Source organism: Alteromonas sp. HB246098, from assembly GCF_054890645.1.
In genome coordinates this window covers 372,260-393,571 of record NZ_JBTZUG010000001.1, presented here as the reverse complement: position 1 = coordinate 393,571, position 21,312 = coordinate 372,260, and the positions used below count along the sequence as shown (strand labels likewise).

Here is a 21,312-nt window from a genome sequence, read left to right as displayed (position 1 = left end):
CTAGGATCACCGCCCGAATTTTATTGATGATTAGAAACTCGCTTTAGGATGTCACTTTGTCTTCACCACTTGCAATAAAACCTCTTTACAACAAACTTGATGATTGTTTAAGCGCAGATAAATTTCGTTTGAAGCGCAGGATCACGCAGCTTGCGCAAAAAGCTAATGACGCATCTGGCGGTAAAGAAAATGGAAAAAAAGAAGAGACAAATAATTCAGTAAGCGAAGAAAATCTAAAAAAGCAGTTTGAAAAACTAGAAAGCGACATCAATACATCAATAGAAAAGCGTAATTGGCGTAAAGACAACCTACCCAAAGTTGAATACCCACCGCTGCCGGTTAGCGATAAAAAAGAAGACATCAAAGAAGCGATTGCGAATAACCAAGTGGTTATCGTTGCGGGTGAAACCGGCTCGGGTAAAACCACACAGCTACCTAAAATATGTTTAGAACTAGGTCGGGGTGTGAATGGCATGATTGCTCATACCCAGCCAAGACGATTAGCAGCAAGAAGCGTGGCCACGCGTATCGCTGAAGAGCTAAACACGCCACTTGGCGAAAAGGTAGGTTTTAAGATTCGCTTTAGCGATCAGGTGAGCGAGCGAAGCTACGTTAAACTTATGACCGACGGTATGCTGCTTGCTGAAATGCAGCAAGACCGTTTCTTAAATCAGTACGATACTATCATCATCGATGAAGCTCACGAACGAAGCCTTAATATTGATTTCTTGTTGGGCTATTTGCGTCAGCTTTTAGACAAGCGCCCTGATTTAAAACTCATCATTACCTCTGCCACAATCGACCCAGAGCGATTCTCAAAGCATTTTGATAATGCGCCTATTATCGAAGTGAGCGGACGTACTTATCCGGTAGAAATCCGTTACCACGCGCCAGAAGACAATGATGACGATATTGATCAAAGCGATGCCATCGTAAATGCTGTCGACGAGCTAATGCGTGAAGCACCGGGCGATATTCTGGTTTTTCTAAGTGGTGAACGCGAGATACGCGACACCCAAGATGCCCTAAGCAAACAGCATTATCGCAATACTGAAATTGTACCGCTTTATGCTAGGCTATCGGCGGCAGAGCAAAACCGCATTTTTCAGTCTCACAGCGGTAGACGCATTGTGCTAGCCACAAACGTTGCCGAGACCTCGTTAACCGTACCCGGTATCAAATACGTAATAGACCCGGGGTTTGCCCGTATTTCACGCTATAGCGCTAGAAGTAAAGTGCAGCGACTGCCTATTGAACCAATATCACAAGCCTCAGCGAATCAGCGGGCAGGGCGATGCGGCCGTGTGTCTGATGGTATTTGTATTCGCCTATACAGCGAAGACGACTATTTAGGGCGCCCAGAATTTACTGACCCAGAGATACTTCGCACTAACTTAGCGTCGGTTATTTTACAAATGCTTGCGTTAGGGTTAGGCGACATCGCTGCTTTTCCGTTTGTTCAGCCACCGGATAACCGCAACATCAACGACGGTTTTCGCTTACTTGAAGAAATCCAAGCTATCGCGAAAGGCAAAGATAACCGGAAAACCAAGCAAAGCGGCAAGATGCAGCTTACTCCGTTAGGTCGTCAAGTAGCACGTTTGCCTATCGACCCTCGCTATGCTCGTATGGTGATTGAAGCCGAGCGCACTAATGCGCTAAGCGAAGTCATGGTGATTGCGGCAGGACTTTCTATTCAGGACCCACGAGAGCGACCTCAGGAAAAACGCCAGCAAGCAGACGAGAAGCACAGTGAATATCACGACAAAGATTCAGATTTCATAAGCCTTTACAACTTGTGGGTGGCGTTTAGAGAGCAGCAAAACGCATTAAGCCAAAACCAGCTACGCAAATGGTGTAAGCAGAATTTCATCAACTATTTGCGTATGCGCGAGTGGCAAGACATTGTAAGCCAGCTCAAAAAGTCTATTGCTGAACTGGGCTTCGGTATTTCAAATCAAGAAGCCGACTATCAGGCCATTCACCAAGCTATCGCCAGCGGTTTGTTATCACACATGGGCTTTAAAGATAAAGACCGTGAGTATATGGGGTCACGCAATTCACGCTTTTTAATTTTCCCAGGCTCAGGGTTATCAAAGTCTCAGCCAAAATGGGTAATGGCAGCCGAGCTGGTAGAAACGTCTAAACTTTTTGCCCGTATGGTGGCAAAAATAGACCCCGCGTGGGTAGAGCCTTTAGCTGAACACGTTGTGCAAAGAAGCTATTCAGAGCCCCATTGGTCTAAAAAGCGCGGCGCGGTTATTGCGTTTGAAAAGGTTACTCTGTTCGGGCTGCCTATTGTGATGAAGCGCGCAAAGGTTTATAGCCTAATCGACCCGCCAATTTGCCATGAATTGTTTATTCGCGAAGCGTTAGTAGAAGGTAACACCAAGCTCAACTACAGCTTTTTACAGGAAAATCAGGCACTGCTTGAACAAGCGGATGAATTTGAGCAAAAGACTCGACGTCGCGATTTGATAGTCGATGATGAAGAACTGGTAAGCTTTTACGCTAAACGTATTCCGGTTGAAGCAAATAATGATGCAGCGTTTAAAAAGTGGTTTAGACAGCACGGAAGCAACGACAGTTTAACGTTTAAAGAAGAAGACGTATATCGTCAGCAGCCTGGGCAGTCGGTAGCGAACGTGTTCCCTGATGTATGGCGCCAGGGCAATATTACGCTGCCGCTACGCTATAACTTCGAGCCCAACGCTGAAGATGACGGTGTAACGGTAGTGATCCCCCTACCAGTGCTTAACCAAGTGGACGATGTAGGTTTTGATTGGTTAGTACCTGGGCTAAGGCACGACCTCATTGTCGGCTTAATTAAAACCTTACCTAAACGTTTGCGACGCAATTTTGTGCCTGCGCCTAACTTTGCCGATGCCTGCCTTGCTGATATCAGTGAAACAGACAAAAACAATCGCCCTGTGCCTTTGCTGGAAGCGGTTAGTGATAAGCTTCGTAAAATGACTGGCGTTGTTATTGAAAGCGAAGAATGGAATCTAGCTCAGCTTGATAAGCATTTAAAAATGCACTTTGCGGTAGTGAAGGACAACGGTGATGATATTGCCAAAGGTGATGACCTACATGCGCTTAAGCAACAGTGCTCAGGACAGGTTAAGCAAACCTTTGAAAAAGCCGTGACACCAGAATTAGAGCGCAACAATATTGAACAGTGGGATTTTGAAAGCCTACCGGAAACCTTCGTGCAAAAGGTAGGCGGTTTTGAAGTACAGGCGTTCCCAGCTTTAGTGCAAAAAGGCGATAAGGTGGATATCGCGTTAATAGAAGAGGCCGATAAAGCGCAGGCGTTACATAAGCAGGGTGTTAATGTATTGATTAAAAACGCCATGCCGTCGCCGCTTAACTATTTGCAAAGTAAACTACCCAATAAAGCTAAACTGGGCCTGTATTTCAATCCATTCGGGCAAGTTAAAGCGCTGATAGATGATTGCATTTTTGCCGGTATCGACGCCATCGTCAGTGATTACAGTAAATCGAACGACACTGACATTCGAAATAAAGCTGATTTTGTGGCCTGTTTAGAGATTGCTCGAGCCAATATCAATGACAGAGTGTTAGAAATCGCCAAGCAGGTAGAGCAGGGGCTTACCCTTGCTCATCAATGCCAAAAGCAGATGAAAGGCAACGTACCGCTAACTATGATTAACGCGTTAGGTGACTGTAAAGCACATCTTGCGTCATTGGTGTTCCCTGGCTTTGTCTCTCAAATTGGCGAAAGTAGGCTGGACGATTGGAACCGGTATATTAAAGGCTTGGCCCGTCGTCTTGAGAAACTACCCATTGACCCCAACAAAGACAGAATGCATCAGGTAACGGTAGAAAAGTCGATTAAAGAATGGGAAAAAGCGTGCAGTAAATACCCCAAAGGTAAAGTGCCTCAAGCTCTTGATGATGTGCGCTGGATGATAGAAGAGTTGCGTGTTTCTCTGTTTGCACAGCAGCTTGGTACGGCATACCCCATATCAGCCAAGCGTATAACCCTCTATTTAGCAGACTTCTAATGAAGTTATCGATATGATAATGTGTAACGCCTAGCTTACTAAGCGCTAAGCGCTTCTACATAGGCTGGTTAATTATATTAAAGCCCCACAGTACAGCGTATTGTGGGGCTTAATTATTTGTATCTAATAAGCATACATATATGCTGTTTTATCGATAGTAAAAGATAAGCGTTGACTCAATGAGGTAAGACCAATACGACATTTGCAATATTGTTGAATAAAAAATAGACAGTTCGATTGACAAGTTATCGCCATCAACCTATAACAACATTTGTAGTCGTCAGCGTAATGCTAAAAATCAGGAGAAGTAGACATGTTGGGATACGACGATAAGCGAAATTTTTTCAGGATGATGGTAAATTCGCCGTGTCAGTTGCAAATTACTGACGATGAGTCGAGCCGCACCATGCAGGCAATGTGCAAAGATATAAGCGCCACAGGAATGTCGTTAGAAGTTGACGAGCCCTCAATTGAAGTGGGAACACAGGTGAGTGTTGCTATAGAATCGTCTAGCTCGCAAATCCCTTCTTTGGCAGCGTTAGCTACGGTCGTACGCTGTGAACCAGAATCTGATTCAAGCTGTATTATAGGCGTTGAAATTTCTCAAATGAAATAGATTTATCTCAGATAAAAAGGCGAAATTAACTTCGCCTTTTCTTAAGCATACAAGCGTCATACAACGTCGTTGTATGGGTCGTATTACCTTAAAAACGGCTTTTTTCCCACGTTTTAATAGTTGCTCGCCTAATTTATTTACTTCAAGCTTGGATTATTCGTTCTAGTCTGTCTCTTATCATTTATTAAACCGAATAAGCGGTTCAGTTTTTTCGATTTTAATCTTTTCTCTTAATTGATAATAATTCTCATTAATGCGAAAGCAAACAGATTTAACTTTTGAGAGAGCGATTATTATGAAAAAGACAATTACCTTTGCCGTTATGCACTTTTCAGTAGCCTTTACTGTAGCCTACCTACTTACGGGTAGCTTGGTAGTAGGCGGTGCGGTAGCATTAGTTGAGCCAGCAATTAATACTGTGGCCTTCTATTTCCACGAAATGGTGTGGAAAAAGTTAGAGGACAAAGAGGCGGTTACTGAAGGGCAAACAAGTGAGTCTTCACAGCAACTATCGAATAGCTTTTCAGATAGTGGTGGCTTTTCAAATAATGCTGCAACCTTCGCTTCTTAAGATATAAGGTTTATTGCTTGCTTTAAGGCGATTTGCATAACCTATCGTTAATTCAATAAGTGAAATCAGCGCCCCAGTCTTTATAAGAACGAGGGCGCTTTTTTATTTCTAATCGTCGGTGACTTCGCAGACTAAACCTTTCAGGTAATAGCCTTCGGGGTAGCTACCAATGATAGGGTGGTCAGACGCTTGATTTAGCCTTGCAATGATTTTTATAGTGCGGCCCGCATCAAGGGCAGCGTCGGCAACGACTTTTTGAAATAAATCGGCAGGCATAAGACCTGAACAGCTGAAAGTCAGCAGTAATCCGCCAGATTTAACTGTATGAATGCCGTACATATTAATGTCTTTATAGCCACGAGCAGCGCGGTTTAGTGTAGCTTTGCTGTCAACAAATTTTGGTGGGTCGAGTATAACCATATCGAACTGTTTGCCCTGCTCGTGATACTCCCTAAGCGCTTTGAATACATCTTTGTTGACGAAATGCGCTTTGTCCTCACCTAATCCATTAATGGCCACATGATGTTTAGCCAAATCTAACGCTGGTTGAGATACATCTACGTTAGTCACTGACTTAGCGCCGCCTGAAAGGGCATAGCAAGAGAATGTGCCTGTGTAGCTGAAACAGTTTAGTACGTCAGCATCTTTCGCGTAGTGTGCAGCGGCGGCACGGCTATCGCGCTGGTCGAGATAAAAACCGGTTTTATGACCATGTTCTATATCAACAACGATACTAATGCCGTTTTCTTTTACTGTAACCTGCATGGGTGGCTCGCCGTGAAGCACGCCTGTTACAGGCTCTAGCCCCTCTTTTTTGCGTACATCAACGTCACTGCGCTCATAGACGTGAACATCAGGCATTAGCTTGGTGATTGCCCATACTATCTTATCTCGGTGCTTTTCACCGCCAGCGCTAAGAAGCTGCACCACAGCAACGTTGTCGTAGAGATCAATCGTAATACCGGGAAGACCATCGCTTTCAGACGCTATCCAACGAAACGCATTTGTTTTGGTTGGGTCGAACAAGCGCTTACGCAGTGTTAGCGCAGTTTCTAAACGGCGCAAGAAAAAGCCGTTATCAATGCTTTCATCTTTTTTAAACGTCCACATGCGAACGCGAATTTTAGAATTTGGAGAATAAGCGCCTCGCCCTAACCAATCGCCTTCAGAATCGAAAACATCTACCGTATCGCCAACCCGTGCACGGCCTTTTAACTCAGCCACGGCGCTCTCGAAAACCCAAGGGTGTTTACGGCGAAGTGATTTATCTCTGGACGGTTGTAATATGACCTGTGCTGACATGTAGGCTCTCGTGGTAATTTAAACAATATATATTTGATGTAAGCCATATTAGATGCTTACGGTAATGGCCGCGATTATACGCATTTTCAGAGGTTCTGTGTTGAATATTATCTATGCCGACTGGTATAAACTTAGAAGAAACCCAAACTGATTGATGCTGAAGTACGTAGACAAATTACGATTAAAATTTTAAGACTAGGATTGGATGCAAAGTATGCGCTATGTGGATTTTGAAAAGGGATGCGGCCCAAGCGAACTGACTGTTAAGGAATGTGTCGGAATATCGCTAACATCGGGAAAAGTAAAAGTAGAGGTAAAAGCATTCGGTGTAAATCGAGCAGATACCTTGCAGCGTCAAGGTAACTATCCACCTCCGCCAGGGGAAAGTGAAATCCTCGGGTTAGAGGTAGCAGGCGTTGTAACAGAAGTTGCCAGTGATGTTAGTACCTTTAAAGAAGGTGACGAAGTATTTGGTTTGGTCGCAGGTGGTGGCTATGCCACAGAAGTCATTGTTAATCCTGCTCACTTAATGATTATCCCTAAGGGCATGCCATTTTTTGAAGCGGCAGGTCTTGCCGAAGTTTTTCTTACCGCATTTCAGTGTTTACGCACCATAGCTCACATTAAACCCGCTGAAAGAGCCTTAATACATGGGGGCGCAAGTGGTGTGGGGATGGCCGCCACTCAGCTATGTCGATATTGGGGTGTTCATAGTGCAGTAACAGCGTCAAGCCAAGACAAGCTGAACCTTTGTGAGAACAATGGCGCCGAGCATCTAATTAACTACAAACGGCAGCAGTTTGATGACGTTTTAAAAAAAGTATGGCCTGAAGGCGTTGATATGGTACTTGATATGGTCGGTGGCGATTACCTTAACCGAAATCTTAAAGTGCTGAAGCAAGACGGCAAAGTGGTTTACCTGGCCATGCTAGCAGGGCGGTATGCTGATAACCTTGATATGGCTTTGCTTTTAGGAAAGAGAGCCTCGATTATTGGGACAACACTGAGAAATCGAAGCGACGACTATAAAGCAGACTTGATACGTGATTTCTCTCACGTATGTTTGCCCGCTTTTGAAAATAAAGAGCTAAATGTAAATATCGATACTCACTATAGTATTGATGATATCGATAAGCCTCATGCGCGATTGGAAAACAACGACACGCAGGGCAAGTTGGTCATTTCATGGTAAAAGCGCGTGGTAAAAAGCTCAGGGTAAAGCTTATGTTTAAAGCTAGTGGTAAACGTCCTTAGTAAAAGCTATGGGTGAGAGCTTGTAATAATGGCTCTCACTAAAGAGGCTTTGCTAGGGTATTTTACTTTCCAACAAAGCCTTCATCTGGCTTTGTTGGGTTTGCTTCTGCAGCACCGCGTGCAAGGTCATCACAACGCTCGTTTTCTGGGTGCCCTGAATGGCCTTTCACCCAATGCCAGTTTATTTTGTGCTTTTTCACCGCTTCATCTAGCCGTTGCCACAAATCTGCGTTTTTAACCGGCTTTTTATCAGTAGTGCGCCAACCGTTTTTACGCCAATTATGGATCCACTGATTAATACCATTTTTTACATACTGACTGTCGGTAGTTAACTCAACATTGCACGGCTCGTTTAAGCTATTGAGCGCTTCAATCGGGGCAAGCAGTTCCATACGATTATTCGTGGTGTGGGCAAAGCCATCGCTCAACTCTTTTCTATGCTGTTTATAAATTAGTACAGCACCGTACCCGCCCGGGCCAGGGTTACCTAGACACGAGCCGTCGGTATAAATGTGAATGGTCTTTTGAGCCACAGCGTTTCCTTTAGTTTAACTCGCTTAATTTATCTTGTGTTTTCCCTTAGCGGATTGCAAAGGGGTTGATATACTATCAAAAAATGAAAGTGTAATTATAGTAGAGGTTCCATGCGCCAAATTGTTCTCGATACTGAAACCACAGGTATTGACCCCAAAGAAGGCCACCGCATTATCGAAATAGGGTGTGTTGAAGTTGTTAACCGCCGTTTGACGGGGAATCACTTTCACGTTTACATCAACCCGGGCCGCCATATTGAACAAGAAGCAATTGAAGTTCACGGCATAACCAATGAATTTCTTGCCGACAAGCCTACGTTTTCTCAAGTTGCCCAAGAGTTTGTGAGCTTTATCAAAGGGGCGCAACTTGTTATTCACAACGCTCCCTTCGACGTGGGCTTCATGGATCACGAGTTTGGAATGGAAGCCTCAACAAAAGGCGTTATCACCAGCCAGATATGTGATGTACTTGATACGCTGACCCTTGCTCGCCAAATGCACCCGGGGCAGAAAAACAACCTCGATGCATTGTGTAAACGCTACGGTATAGACAACAGCCACCGTACGCTTCACGGAGCTTTGCTGGATGCTGAAATTCTTGCCGATGTCTATTTATTAATGACCGGTGGGCAGACCAAGCTTAAGTTGGCATCGAGCTCGGGCAATGACACAGACTCAACCGCTATTCGCAGGGTTAAGCGTGGCGCAAATAAATTAAAGGTTATTAAAGCTACCGCCGATGAAGTAACACAGCACGAGGCTCGCTTAGACATTGTAGAAAAAGCGGGTGGAAAATGCTTGTGGCGTCCTCAGCCTGAAGAGGTGTCTTAGCCAAAAATATGTAAATAGAAGTAAAACAACCAAACAGTGCAGGAGCAGCGTAGCGTGAGAGTGTGGTTTTATTGGGTAATTATTTTATCGCTTTTTATACACTTAAGCGCTGGCGCTCAGTCGCAAGAAGACGAGCGCGATGCCGCTAGGCAGCTCGCAGATAGTGCAATTCAAAGCCCTCAGTCAAATAATCAAGATGTTGATACCTCGCCGCTTACTAAGTTAGGCGACAGCTATACAAACTCAATAAAGCTTCTACAAAACCGATTTCGAGTAGATTACAACGTCGAAGAAATCACTATGGTCTTTTTCAGAGAGTATGGCTCTGCACCGGTTGTACTTGTGAGACCTGATGGCTCTAAACTGTTTCAGGGGCGAGTGGACGAAGACAAAGTAGAGTGGTTCGATGCCGACACCTTCGACATGATAACCATTAAAAATCCTGTCCCAGGGCCTTGGCAAGCTGTGGGCCAAGTACTGCCAGAAAGCCGCGTGATGGTTATATCAAATATAGAGTTACACGCCGACCCTTTACCTGATGTCTTATTTGCCGGTGAAATTCTAAAATCTACGGCCTACCTTACGAATAATGGCAAGCCAATTGACAACAAGCAGTTCAGGGATGTAGTCGAGCTTGATATTGAATTTAAGAGCACAAACAACCCTAACTTCGGAAACTTTGGTACAGGCGATCAGGACGTTGCTACGTTTCAAGACGATGGCCGGGGAATGGACGAGCGCCCTGGTGATGGTGTCTTTACTGGTCAATTTAATTTAAAAATAGCGGCGGGGGAGTGGAAGCCGGTTTTTCGCGTTATCACCCCTATGTATACCCGTGAGCAAGAAAGCCAACCTATTGTCTTACATAACAACCCCGTTTCTATTGACGTAGAAATGAATGGCGGCGGTGACGGCTACCATAAGATCATAATTGATGTTGATAGGGATCTAGTGGATATCGAATCCTTGCTTGTGGACGGAAAGGTAAAGTTCCCTAATGCAGACATGCAGAACTTTTCTTTGACCGAAGGGGGCAGTGAGCCTCGCGAGCATTTAATTGTAGCCTATGAAGAAGGCATCTTTAGAGTAAAGATTACGGCATATGGAACAACAATGAATGGCAGGGATTTTATTTTAGATGTGCCTGAATTTAGTTTTGTTGCTGAGGGGCCGCAAGAGCCTGAAGTTGAAGACCCATTAATAGATGGAAAAGACCCGATTGTCGATGGAAGTGCACCATTAGTTGCGACACCTGAGCTAAATCCTGCCGCTATGACGCAAAATGAAGAATTTTCGCTAGATGGGCAAGAAGAAATGGATAATGGAACTTTGACCATTATCTTGATAGCAGTTAATGGGTCAATTGTACTTATCGGAGTTATTGCTGCGGCGGTTATCATTTTTATGCGTAAAAAGCGTACGTCTCCCAAACCGTCGTCTTCACCGGCAAAGCAACCTACAGCTACGACTGATGCCGAACTTTCTATGGAAGAAAAGCCGAAAGGTTTGAAAAAGTTATTCGGGATGTTTAAAAAAGGAAGCAAACCGGAAAAATCCTAATGTTTGTTTTATCACAGTTGTGATTATGCGATGTTAAATTGTTCACTTTGAATTTTATTTCGACATAATGTCTATTTAACAGGCAAACAAACCGCAGATGACAATTTTATTAATAAAAAGCGTTGACTCCACATGGGGGAATACGTATTATCTGCGCCGCAGTCAGGGGACAGGGCAACAACAGCCAAGTCAACTCACTGATAACATTGAAGATGTGGAGCGGTAGTTCAGTTGGTTAGAATACCGGCCTGTCACGCCGGGGGTCGCGGGTTCGAGTCCCGTCCGCTCCGCCACTCTTTCAATGGTATAACTAAAAGGTTTTCGGAGCGGTAGTTCAGTTGGTTAGAATACCGGCCTGTCACGCCGGGGGTCGCGGGTTCGAGTCCCGTCCGCTCCGCCATTTAGTTATACAGTGCAATCTCGATTATGTGGAGCGGTAGTTCAGTTGGTTAGAATACCGGCCTGTCACGCCGGGGGTCGCGGGTTCGAGTCCCGTCCGCTCCGCCATTAATCGAATAATGCACGCTTTTCATTATTGCGGAGCGGTAGTTCAGTTGGTTAGAATACCGGCCTGTCACGCCGGGGGTCGCGGGTTCGAGTCCCGTCCGCTCCGCCATTAATGATAAAGAGTCATATCAAATTTTCATTTAAGCTAGTTTCTCTCCCCCCCAAAAAAAATAAAAAAAAACAAAGCTCTAATTCTTATTAGCATCCTCTTTAGTTATTTTTACCCGCAAAAGCACTTTTCGCACCTCGCATAATAGCCGTTATTAAAACGCGCCAGACAAATTTCATATCTGTATTTCCTTAGTTTTTAAACCTTTCATTTTTATTTTCAAGAGCCACACATTAAGCATTAAAACTATCTAACAAACAGTAACATGTGCCCTAAAGTCGTAGTGTGTTTTTTTGAATCTGTACTACAGTTAGGACGTTAGAGTTTTACAACAACGGAAATTATGAATAAAAGCGATCAAAAACGGTATTTTTTGGCTGATAATTTAAAAGCGATTGGCGTCTCTTTGTTGAGCGTGGCATTGGTTACATTTGTTCTTGCCATAATTATGTTTGTGTTTGTTAGAGAACAAGAAGAGAGCCGTGCTAAAGAGATTTTAGATAACGTCCGCATTGTCTTTAGAGATGCAGAAATTACCCTCGATTATCTCAACGCACTGCCTTATCAGTCTTGTGAACTCGAAAACTTGGCAGAAATGCGCAAAACTCTTTTTCGCTCCCGTTTTGTAAAAGAAATTGGTTTCTATGAAAACGGCGAATTGTTGTGTAGTACCTATCTGGGTATTCTTGAAGAGCCCATACAAGAAGCAACCCCAGATTTTTACACCCAGCTTGGGGATGCATTCTGGATAAACACACCCCTGCAGTTATTTGACAAACAGGCAACAGGCACCATTGTTAAACGTGGTCGCTATAATGCTGTGCTTGATATGGATAGCGTTATTGGCTACAGCTTTACTCAAGATTGGCAGCTTTTTTACAATGGCGATCATTTTTATCATATGGCGGGCAACCCAGGGCTTGTAGATACCACGCTTAGCCAAGATGATATGGAAGCACGTACAGGGTATTTCTCATTGCAATTCATTTTGTGCGATGAGCGCTACAATAACACCTGTTTAAAAGTTAAATCTGACCACGGAAGGGTATTAGATTTACACACGGGCAAGATTGTCTTGTTTGTTTTCGCTATGCTGTTGACGGCCGCGCTCACGCACATGCTGGTGTTTAATTATTTACGTCGCCGTCGTTCTCTCGAGTCCAGAGTTAGCAAAGGGTTAAAAGAGCATAAGTTTTATAGTCTTTATCAGCCATTTGTTGATTTGGAAACGGGCAAAGTCATCGGTTGTGAAGTGCTTAGTCGCTTTGAAGACGAGTTTGGGCCTATTTATCCTGACGAGTTTATTCCGCAAGTTAAAGAGCAAGAAATGACCTGGGAATTTACTATCGATATGATTACGACTGCGATGAAGGAGCTTAATGAAAACCCTGATATTCCAAATGGGTTTAAAGTATCCTTCAACTTATTTCCCTTCGACTTTACAAGAGAAGACTGTTTAGACTTAGATTTTGCTTTGGAAATGAATGTTAAAAACTTCAAGTTAGTACTGGAAATTACTGAAGACGAACAGATAGCAACTCATAGTGCGGTTAAGCATATTAAATCGTTAAAAAGTAAAGGGTTCTTATTTGCTATTGATGACTTCGGCGTTGGGTATTCTAACCTAAGCCAGCTAAAAACCTTGAACTGTGACTATCTCAAAATTGATCGAAGCTTTGTTATGGATATGGAAGACAACAGTATTCGCTCTTCGCTTATTCCACATATTGTTAGTATTGCCGAAGGGCTTAACGTCGACTTGATCGCAGAAGGCGTCGAAAATACCGAACAGTGTAATGAACTGAAGGGGTTAACTATCGGGTTTGGTCAAGGGTGGTTGTTTGGCAAGCCTCAGTCTGCCGATGCGCTAGCTAAAAGCGTCCAAGACACACAATAACGCGTTTTAGCACTGTTATTTTTCAGTTGGTGTTGGTAGTGTTTAGCGCTACCATTCACCGTCTGGAAACTATAGAAGAACAGTCGCATGCAGGACGTGCTAAATTGCAGCAATATAAATAAAACTTATCAAGATGGCATTAACGCCACCCCCGTATTACACGATGTTTCTCTTTCTATAAAAGCTGGTGAACACGTAGCCATTTTAGGCAGTTCTGGCTCGGGTAAAAGTACGCTTCTACATATACTCGGGGGATTAGATAAACCCTCCAGCGGCGACGTCGAATTTAATGGCAAATCTCTTGGCAAACTATCTGGTAATGCGCTAGCTAAACTTCGCAATGACGAAATGGGGTTTATTTACCAGTTTCATCACCTGCTTGGTGAGTTCACGGCCTTAGAGAACGTTGCGATGCCGCTTAGAATAAGAGGGCTATCCACAAAAGCGGCCCATACTAAAGCCCAAGCTATGTTAGAAGAAGTAGGGCTCTCCCATCGATTAGATCATTTACCTTCAACTATGTCGGGAGGCGAGCGACAGCGTGTGGCAATAGCCCGTGCGTTGGTTACCGAACCTTCTGTGGTGCTTGCCGATGAACCTACAGGGAATTTGGATGATTCTACGGGACAACAAATCTATAAGCTTTTAAAAAGCTTAAGCGAGAAAAAGGGGACAGCTTTTGTCGTGGTTACCCACGACATTACTCTTGCTGCGAAAATGGATAGGGTACTTAAGATTAAAGACGGCCGGTTAGCTAGCGAAGCATTGCCTGTGGAGGGTCAAGATGCTCGCCCTTGAATTGGCCAAGAGATTTAGAAAAACACGTTCCGAACAGCGCTTTATTTCGTTTATATCAATGTCGTCGACTATTGGTATTGGGCTGGGGTGTTTTGTTCTTATCGTGCTGTTAAGTGTTATGAACGGTTTTGAAAGAGAGTTAACGAGTCGCATTTTAAGCGTGGTTCCACACGGTGAGCTATACAGTAAAAGCGAAAGTGGAATAGAAAATTTAGATGCTCAGCTTTACCGTTTTTCACAAGACAGCCGTATTGCATCAGTAACCCCTTACACGGGGTTAACAGGAATGCTGCAGTCAAAAGGCGAGTTAAAGGCTATTAGCGTTACCGGTATCCCGGTAAATCAGGTTGGTGATAAATACGCTGAAAGAGTAGCTAGTCAAGATTGGCTAAACTTTTCCAAGCAATCTAATGGATTACTTGTTGGTAAAGGTATTATGTCTTCGATGGCGTTAAACGTAGGTGACACGGTTCAACTATTGATACCTCAAACCACCCATGATCTAACTTTTAAGGCGCCACGTTCTATTACGCTGACTATCGCAGGCGTGCTATCTGTTGGTGGAGAGTTAGACAATCAGCTTGGGTTAATGCATTTAGCAACTGCGTCGGAAGCTATTGGTATTACCTCTAAAGCCCAAGGGATTCAGTTTACCCTTAACGATCCTTTTTCAGCATACGATACCATGCGAGATATTGGCTATAGCTACCCTCAAGCTGTTTATATGTCTGACTGGACACGTACTCAAGGGCATTTATATAACGACATTCAGCTAGTGAGGTCCGTTGTTTATATAGCGCTTACGTTAGTGATTGCCGTAGCTTGCTTTAATATAGTGTCATCATTAGTTATGGCGGTAAGGGACAAACAGGCTGCTATTGCGATATTAAAAACAATGGGAGCTACTGACCGTCTAATCCGCAATACTTTCGTACTTCAGGGCGTTATTAACGGGTTTATCGGCATAACCGTTGGCGTTGCGCTTGCTTTACTAGTAGCACCAAATTTGTCAGATATTGTCCGCTTTATTGAAACTTTGTTAGGTGTAGAAATTCTCTCTGGCGATATCTATTTTATTGATTTTCTACCTTCAAGCTTACATTGGGAGGATGTGGTAGTAACAATTGTTGTAGCCATGTTTTTAAGTGTCGGGGCTACGTTATATCCAGCGCAAAAAGCTGCGAAAGTGTCGCCATCTTCTGCGCTTCACTAGCTAATTACAAAATTAACTATTACGGGGCGATGATTGTTAATTTAAGCATCACCGACCAGTAACCCTCGGCAACCTCGTTGTTTTAGCAACATAGGTGAAGCGTAAGAAAGGTACAAATGTTGGCCTGATATATTCTAGACTAATGTTCACAGGGCTAATAACACGACTTTAACCAATAAAAAGGCCAGCAAATTATGCTGGCCTTGTTCGTATTTAACGGCTGTTCTTGTACGACACTCACATGATGTGCAAAGCGCACTCAGGAGATTTGAACACTATACTATTTGTTCTTTTCGAAGTGCTCGAAATCCACATCTTCTTGTTTCAAACCTGCTCTAGGGTCGTTGTAAACACTCTCGTCCAACGCGCCTTCGCTCTTAGCAACAACGCATGACACCATACAGTCACCAGTAATATTTACCGCAGTACGGGTCATATCGAGCAGTCTGTCTACGCCGATAATAAGTGCAATACCCTCAACGGGTAAGTTTACCTGCTGTAAAACCATCGCTAGCATAATAAGGCCAACGCCGGGTACACCAGCGGTTCCGATAGAAGCAAGCGTGGCGGTTAACACTACCATCATATAGTCGCCAAGGCTCAAGTCGACAGCGTAAACTTGTGCGATAAACACCGTCGCCACACCCTGCATGATGGCGGTACCGTCCATGTTAATTGTTGCGCCTAAAGGCAGGGTGAATGATGAAACTGAATTACCTACGCCAAGTTTGTTTTTTGCTGTTTCCATGGTAACAGGCAACGTTGCACTGCTACTTGACGTACTAAAAGCAAAAAGGGCTGCGTCACGCATTTTTTTCAACAGAATGAACGGGTTTAAGCCTGCCAAAACTTTAAGTAAAACAGAGTAAGTAACTAGGCCGTGAAGGATTAGAACGCCAAATACTAAAAAGAAATACTTCGCCAAACTCAATATGGTTTCGCCGCCAATGGTTGAGAAGAGCTTCGCCATTAGTACGTAAACACCGTATGGCGCTAGGTTCATGATGATTGTCACTAAGCGCATGATTACTGTATTGATATCTTCAAAGATAGCAGTAAGACGTTTGCCCGCATCACCTGTCATCGCCATTGCTATACCGAACAGTACAGCAAAAACGATGATTTGAAGCATGTTGCCTTGTGCCATAGAGTTTATGGGGTTGCTAGGGAACATATTTACAATAACGTCTGAGAGGCTAGGCGCTTCCTTTGCTTGGAACGAGGTTTCCGTGGTTAAATTAAGTCCGTCACCGGGAGAAACCACCAAAGCTATACTCATGGCTAGTGTTATGGCGATTGCGGTTGTGACAACATATAACCCTACCGATTTTGCACCCAGTCTTCCCAACTTACTCGGGTCTGATAAGGTACTAGTTCCACAAATAAGAGAAACAAAAACGAGGGGAACCACCAGCATCTTTAAGCTAGCAATAAATATTTGGCCGAGAGTTGAAAATATACCTTCAACAAGAATGTTATACGTTGAGAGCTCAAAACCGAATATCGAAAAAGTAAAATCTCCGCTATCATCAAACAATAATTGGAGAAAGACACCAGTCAAGATACCGGCAGCCATGCCGATAAATATGCGGGCGGTTAAACTATACTTATGTGCAGATGAAGACATTAATGTTTCCTGTGCATTGTTATATTTTTAATCTTTCGTAGTGTGCCAGATTCAGTTGATTTTTAAACATAAAAAACGACGCAATTGTCAATAAAAGAGGTTCAGGAACGAATTATGTCGACATTAGCGAGAGCGCTAAGCCTAATTAGCGCAATATTTATGCTAACAGCATGTGGTGGAGGCGGTTCTGCAGTCTCTCGGGATAACACGGATAATGGAAGCGGAGACGACGGTACTACCACACCTACCTATTCGATAGCTTTAACATTAGAAAATGAAAGTGGGACAAGCGACAACAACTTATCAGAAAACAATAGCTTGTTTGCAGTAGCAACGGTGACAGATGACGAAGGAAACCCGTACTCAGATGCACTGTTAACTTTCACGTTGAGCAACGAGGAACTTGCAGAGTTTGGCAACGACACCGGTACTGCGCGCACCAATTCAAGCGGTGTTGCCAGAATCCGCTTGAACGCCAGTACGGCTTCGGGTGATGGTGAAATCACCGCGGCATTAAGCAGTGGCGAAACAGGGACGACAACGTTCTCTGCCACAGCGGTAAGTGCCACAGAACCTACTACTATTAGTGTTGCATTATCGCTTCAAAATGAAAGTGGAGAGGCCGATAATAACCTTTCATCTAGCAATGCCTTAACAGCAGTGGCAACAGTAACTAATTCATTGGGTGAGCCTCAGGCCGATCTACTGCTTACCTTTTCATTAAGTAATGATGAGCTTGCTACCTTCTCAAACGATACGGCGACGGCATTAACAAATGCCGAAGGTGTTGCGACAATAGGCATGTCGGTTGGAAGCGCCTCTGGCGACGGCGAAGTAACGGCGACTCTACCTACTGGTGAGACAGACTCTACGACCTTTAGTTCTGAAGGTAGTACCACGGTAAGTGAAGAGCCTGCGTCTCTTGAGCTTTTCGCTGACAGTATCCAACTGGCATCAAGCGGTAGTGATGAAGTTGATCTCATAGCTTTGGTTAAAAATGAACAGAGTGTGTTAATGGAAGGGGTCGAAGTGAGCTTTTCGGCACAGACAGGCGATGGCGTTGAACTTCAGTTAACACAGCCTGAAACCCTTGCCGATGGTACAGCCCGTGCAGTATTGACATCACAAAATGATAAATCAAACCGCACTATCACCGTTACAGCAGAAGCGGGCAGTCTTACTGAAACTGTTGATATCACCATTATTGGGACAGAAGTGACTATTAATGGAGCATCGTCGGTCATTTTAAATGATACCGTTGAATACACGATTCGTCTTCAAGACTCCGATGGCCAGTCTATCAATAACGAGGATGTTGTTTTGAGCGCCACTAGCGGTACCCTTAGTAGCACTATAGTGAATACAGGAACCAACGGTCAGGCGACGGTGTCATATACTGCAACGTCATCAGGGGAAGATACTATCACGGCATCTGCCTTAAATGCTGAAACAAGCTTTACAGTGCAGGTTCAGCAAGATGAATTTAATTTTGTTAACCTGCCAAAAGAGGAGGTGCCGCTGGGGCAAGCGCAAACTATTACTGTTCAGTGGCGCCAAGACAACGAGCCAGTAGTGGGTCAAGAGGTTACCTTCAGTGCCTCGCGCGGCGAAATTGCTGGAGAGCCAATAGTCGTTACTGATGCTGATGGCCAAGCGAGTATTGAAATTAGTGCAGACAACGCAGGCATCTCATCTATTAGCGCATCAGCAAGTGATGCTAATGGTAACGCATTAGTGTCTGCATTGACGCAAATTGAGTTTATAGCAACTACACCGGCTACCCTTATCGCCGATGCTTCCCCTGATATCCTGGGACCAGACGGACAAACGAGCACCATTAGTGCCGTTGTGCGTGACGTCGACGGTAACTTAGTGAAAAACAGCGTGGTTAATTTCTCCGTATCTGATGTCTCTACTGGTTTTGTATCACCGTCTCAGGCAACGACAGATAGCAAAGGTATAGCGACCACTGTATTTACCTCAGGTTCTGTTACCTCTGAAGACGATGTCGTTATAACCGCCACCGTAGCGGACGATGAAACAGTCTATGACGAGATAATGCTGACAGTAGGTGCTAGGGCATTCGACATTGTTATCGGCACGGGTAATGTCATCGAAACACCTACTACTACTTCTTACCTTAAACGTTTCGCAATCTTTGTTTCGGATTCAGTGGGGCGCCCAGTTAGTGGCGTAAATTTAACGGCATCGATCACCCCTGTTAAATTTGGTGATACTAGCGGACGTGGCGTTTATCTTAGAGGTGAGTGGGAATATAATACGGTTAATTCGATTTGGGAGACCGTTAATGTTACCGCCTGTGACAATGAAGATAAAAACTCCAACGGTATTTTAGAAGCAGTCGAAGACCTCAATAACGATGAACAATTAACACCGGGTATAGTGGGTACTGTAACGCTTACCAACGATGGTGTTACTGATGAAAATGGATATGCAGAACTAGAATATCGTTACCCCGAAAGTTACGCAGTATGGTATTTCGCAGAAGTAACGGTATTTGGGCAGTCAACCGGAAGTGAATCGCAAGCATCCATGAAGTATCGACTAGAAATACTGTCAGATGATATTACTGACGAGGGGATAACTCCTCCGGAAAATCCATTCGGGGTTGGAATATGCCCTGAGGATGAGGATTCTTTAGCAGATTAACCAGTTATAAGCATTAAGGCCTGATATTTATCAGGCCTTATTTTAGTATCTATGCTGGTAATACTTTATTAGTCAGTACTCCCTAATTGGTTTGCTAAAGACCGTCTCTTTAACTACCCCTGCTGGAACGGATAAACCGAACCAATCTTCAGAATCTGCGTAAGCTCATCTAGAGCAGTGCGCGACTCAATCAGTAGCTGAGGATCGCGCAAGTCATCTTCGCTTAGTTCATCGCGATAATGCTTATCGACCCACGCGTTTAAGCGCGTAAACTGTGTATCGTTGATTAAGGTGTTTTGATTTACTGCTTCAAGCTCTTGGTCGTTCATAGCAACACGCAGGCGTAAGCAAGCAGGGCCGCCGCCATTGCGCATACTTTGTTTAACATCGAAATAGTTAACCGACTTAATTGGCGTACCTAGTGTAACTAGCTTGTCTAAATAACGTTTAACCGCTTCGTTTTCCTGACATTCAGTTGGCGCGATAATGGTCATGTCGCCACTAGGAAGCGTTATAATTTGCGTGTTAAACAAGTAGGTTCTAACCGCATCCTGAACAGACACTTCCGAGGTTGGAACTTCAATAAAGTGAAGTGGTTCGCTGCCAAATTTTGCTTGCAGCTCTTTAAAGCCCGCTTCTTTTTTATAAAACGCTTGCTCGTGGAAAAACAACACGTTTTGGTTACCTACGGCAATCACGTCGTTGTGAAATACACCTTGGTCGATAACATCAGGGTTTTGTTGCATGTAAACCACACCATCGTCGTCTAAGCCATGCAAACGCGCTACGGCTTGGCACGCTTCCAGTGTTTGGCGAGCCGGGTATTTGGTTGGAGCAGGTTTGCTGGTATCAAATGCATGGCGACCATAAACAAACAGCTCCACACCAGCCTGCCCGTAATTGCTGCAAAGCCGCGTATGGTTTGCTGCACCTTCGTCACCAAAATGCTCGTTATCTGGCAGGTGTTGGTGATGGGCGAAGTGTTTTTCATTGGCGAATGTGCCGCGCAAAATATTGCCTGTTACCTGAGGCTCTAATGAGCGATGAAACTTGTTTGTTAGGTTTGCAGGGGTAAAGTGCACGCGACCGTCGGCAGTATCGGCGCTAGGAGACACAGTGGCGGCATTTGCAGTCCACATGCTACTAGCAGAGCAACACGCTAGGAAAATCTCGCGAGACTGCTTTGCAGCGCTTTCTAGCACACGAGCATCAGAGCCGGTAAAACCTAACCGACGGAGTGCAGCGATATCAGGGCGTTCTTGCGGCGCTAACACACCTTGAACCATTCCCATATCGGCCAACGCTTTTGCTTTTGCAAGACCCTGCTTTGCAGCCTGCTTAGGGCTGCTTTTTGCATTCGCATTGTTCAGGGAAGCGACATTGCCAAACGATAAGCCGGCATAGTTATGTGTAGGTCCAACAAGACCATCAAAGTTAACTTCAAACTGCTTCATACTTTCCCTCATTCTTGTAGTTTTTGCTGTTGACCCCATATGCTACATTCTTACAGACACTGTTATTAAATTGATTGCAGTGGTAGCGCTTTCGCTTTGTACAGGGGCAAACGCAGCACTTCTTTAAACCTGAGCGCGTCGTTAGGTCAGGTTGGAATGGCTGGCATTATACGGCTTTTAAGACCGATGCCAATCGCGCTGCTTATTTAATGTACAGTTTTTGTGCGCGTTTAGAGCGGTGGGAAGAATAAGTATGAAGAAGATCTTGTTTTCCATTCACTTTGTAGATATATGTTAAAAAAGAGCGAGTACCCTATATATAGTGTCGGGCTGCTCCAATTT

At 44.3% G+C, this 21,312-nt stretch carries 14 protein-coding genes and 4 tRNA genes; 14 read left to right on the top strand and 4 right to left on the bottom strand.

From position 1 onward, the window contains the following. The first annotated feature begins 56 nt into the window (after positions 1-56). The 3 genes from hrpA (at position 57) to ACYTPF_RS01690 (ending at position 5,215) form a co-directional block, all read left to right on the top strand. Positions 57-4,028: an ATP-dependent RNA helicase HrpA gene (gene hrpA / locus ACYTPF_RS01700; RefSeq protein WP_461850972.1), complete on the top strand. Its 3,972-nt coding sequence runs from the start codon at positions 57-59 to the stop codon at positions 4,026-4,028. 313 nt (positions 4,029-4,341) lie between these two features. Then, a complete protein-coding gene (locus ACYTPF_RS01695; protein WP_118495239.1) occupies positions 4,342-4,644 on the top strand; it encodes a PilZ domain-containing protein in 303 nt (100 codons plus the stop codon). 295 nt (positions 4,645-4,939) lie between these two features. Further along, positions 4,940-5,215, top strand: a complete 276-nt coding sequence (locus ACYTPF_RS01690) for a DUF2061 domain-containing protein (RefSeq protein WP_461850971.1) — start codon at positions 4,940-4,942, stop codon at positions 5,213-5,215. Positions 5,216-5,323: 108 nt separating this feature from the next. Here the strand turns inward: ACYTPF_RS01690 and ACYTPF_RS01685 are convergent, their stop codons facing one another. Then, on the bottom strand, positions 5,324-6,517 hold the full coding sequence (locus ACYTPF_RS01685) for a class I SAM-dependent rRNA methyltransferase (protein ID WP_461850970.1): 1,194 nt from the start codon (positions 6,515-6,517) through the stop codon (positions 5,324-5,326). 214 nt (positions 6,518-6,731) lie between these two features. On the opposite strand from ACYTPF_RS01685, the gene ACYTPF_RS01680 reads away from it, so the two are divergent. Next, positions 6,732-7,709 carry an NAD(P)H-quinone oxidoreductase gene (locus ACYTPF_RS01680; protein WP_461851525.1) on the top strand — a complete coding sequence of 326 codons (978 nt, stop codon included), beginning with the start codon at positions 6,732-6,734 and terminating at the stop codon, positions 7,707-7,709. Positions 7,710-7,833: 124 nt separating this feature from the next. On the opposite strand, the gene rnhA is transcribed toward ACYTPF_RS01680, so the two are convergent. Next, the gene (gene rnhA / locus ACYTPF_RS01675; protein ID WP_461850969.1) at positions 7,834-8,304 is read right to left on the bottom strand and encodes a ribonuclease HI; all 471 of its coding nucleotides are present in this window, start codon (positions 8,302-8,304) and stop codon (positions 7,834-7,836) included. Between the two features lie 111 nt (positions 8,305-8,415). On the opposite strand from rnhA, the gene dnaQ reads away from it, so the two are divergent. From dnaQ to ACYTPF_RS01630, 9 genes are all read left to right on the top strand, one after another. Then, complete coding sequence (dnaQ, locus tag ACYTPF_RS01670) at positions 8,416-9,135, top strand: DNA polymerase III subunit epsilon (protein ID WP_179983121.1); 720 nt, start codon at positions 8,416-8,418, stop codon at positions 9,133-9,135. A gap of 54 nt (positions 9,136-9,189) precedes the next feature. Continuing rightward, entirely contained in the window at positions 9,190-10,695 is a 1,506-nt protein-coding gene (locus tag ACYTPF_RS01665) for a TIGR03503 family protein (protein WP_461850968.1), read from the top strand. Between the two features lie 216 nt (positions 10,696-10,911). After that, positions 10,912-10,988: transfer RNA gene (locus tag ACYTPF_RS01660), tRNA-Asp, on the top strand. Positions 10,989-11,018: 30 nt separating this feature from the next. Continuing rightward, positions 11,019-11,095, top strand: a tRNA-Asp gene (locus ACYTPF_RS01655). Between the two features lie 30 nt (positions 11,096-11,125). After that, positions 11,126-11,202, top strand: a tRNA-Asp gene (locus tag ACYTPF_RS01650). Between the two features lie 32 nt (positions 11,203-11,234). Further along, positions 11,235-11,311: transfer RNA gene (locus ACYTPF_RS01645), tRNA-Asp, on the top strand. Positions 11,312-11,654: 343 nt separating this feature from the next. Continuing rightward, positions 11,655-13,208, top strand: a complete 1,554-nt coding sequence (locus ACYTPF_RS01640; protein WP_179983123.1) for an EAL domain-containing protein — start codon at positions 11,655-11,657, stop codon at positions 13,206-13,208. Between the two features lie 87 nt (positions 13,209-13,295). Then, positions 13,296-14,006: a lipoprotein-releasing ABC transporter ATP-binding protein LolD gene (gene lolD, locus ACYTPF_RS01635; protein ID WP_461850967.1), complete on the top strand. Its 711-nt coding sequence runs from the start codon at positions 13,296-13,298 to the stop codon at positions 14,004-14,006. After that, positions 13,993-15,219: a lipoprotein-releasing ABC transporter permease subunit gene (locus ACYTPF_RS01630; RefSeq protein ID WP_461850966.1), complete on the top strand. Its 1,227-nt coding sequence runs from the start codon at positions 13,993-13,995 to the stop codon at positions 15,217-15,219. The genes lolD and ACYTPF_RS01630 overlap by 14 nt, the downstream gene beginning before the upstream one ends. A 280-nt stretch (positions 15,220-15,499) precedes the next feature. Here the strand turns inward: ACYTPF_RS01630 and ACYTPF_RS01625 are convergent, their stop codons facing one another. Next, positions 15,500-16,846 carry a dicarboxylate/amino acid:cation symporter gene (locus ACYTPF_RS01625; protein ID WP_461850965.1) on the bottom strand — a complete coding sequence of 449 codons (1,347 nt, stop codon included), beginning with the start codon at positions 16,844-16,846 and terminating at the stop codon, positions 15,500-15,502. A 114-nt stretch (positions 16,847-16,960) separates the two neighbouring features. On the opposite strand from ACYTPF_RS01625, the gene ACYTPF_RS01620 reads away from it, so the two are divergent. Next, positions 16,961-19,516, top strand: a complete 2,556-nt coding sequence (locus ACYTPF_RS01620) for an Ig-like domain-containing protein (protein WP_461850964.1) — start codon at positions 16,961-16,963, stop codon at positions 19,514-19,516. Positions 19,517-19,629: 113 nt separating this feature from the next. On the opposite strand, the gene astB is transcribed toward ACYTPF_RS01620, so the two are convergent. Further along, entirely contained in the window at positions 19,630-20,970 is a 1,341-nt protein-coding gene (astB, locus tag ACYTPF_RS01615; RefSeq protein ID WP_461850963.1) for an N-succinylarginine dihydrolase, read from the bottom strand. Positions 20,971-21,312: the final 342 nt, after the last annotated feature.

What these genes read in the sequence shown, in the direction of transcription:
- ACYTPF_RS01695 (WP_118495239.1), top strand. Translation starts at nt 4,342, where the DNA reads ATGTTGGGATACGACGATAAGCGAAATTTTTTCAGGATGATGGTAAAT.
- ACYTPF_RS01690 (WP_461850971.1), top strand. Translation starts at nt 4,940, where the DNA reads ATGAAAAAGACAATTACCTTTGCCGTTATGCACTTTTCAGTAGCCTTT.
- ACYTPF_RS01685 (WP_461850970.1), bottom strand. Translation starts at nt 6,517, where the DNA reads ATGTCAGCACAGGTCATATTACAACCGTCCAGAGATAAATCACTTCGC.
- ACYTPF_RS01680 (WP_461851525.1), top strand. Translation starts at nt 6,732, where the DNA reads ATGCGCTATGTGGATTTTGAAAAGGGATGCGGCCCAAGCGAACTGACT.
- dnaQ (WP_179983121.1), top strand. Translation starts at nt 8,416, where the DNA reads ATGCGCCAAATTGTTCTCGATACTGAAACCACAGGTATTGACCCCAAA.
- ACYTPF_RS01640 (WP_179983123.1), top strand. Translation starts at nt 11,655, where the DNA reads ATGAATAAAAGCGATCAAAAACGGTATTTTTTGGCTGATAATTTAAAA.
- lolD (WP_461850967.1), top strand. Translation starts at nt 13,296, where the DNA reads ATGCAGGACGTGCTAAATTGCAGCAATATAAATAAAACTTATCAAGAT.
- ACYTPF_RS01630 (WP_461850966.1), top strand. Translation starts at nt 13,993, where the DNA reads ATGCTCGCCCTTGAATTGGCCAAGAGATTTAGAAAAACACGTTCCGAA.
- ACYTPF_RS01625 (WP_461850965.1), bottom strand. Translation starts at nt 16,846, where the DNA reads ATGTCTTCATCTGCACATAAGTATAGTTTAACCGCCCGCATATTTATC.
- ACYTPF_RS01620 (WP_461850964.1), top strand. Translation starts at nt 16,961, where the DNA reads ATGTCGACATTAGCGAGAGCGCTAAGCCTAATTAGCGCAATATTTATG.
- astB (WP_461850963.1), bottom strand. Translation starts at nt 20,970, where the DNA reads ATGAAGCAGTTTGAAGTTAACTTTGATGGTCTTGTTGGACCTACACAT.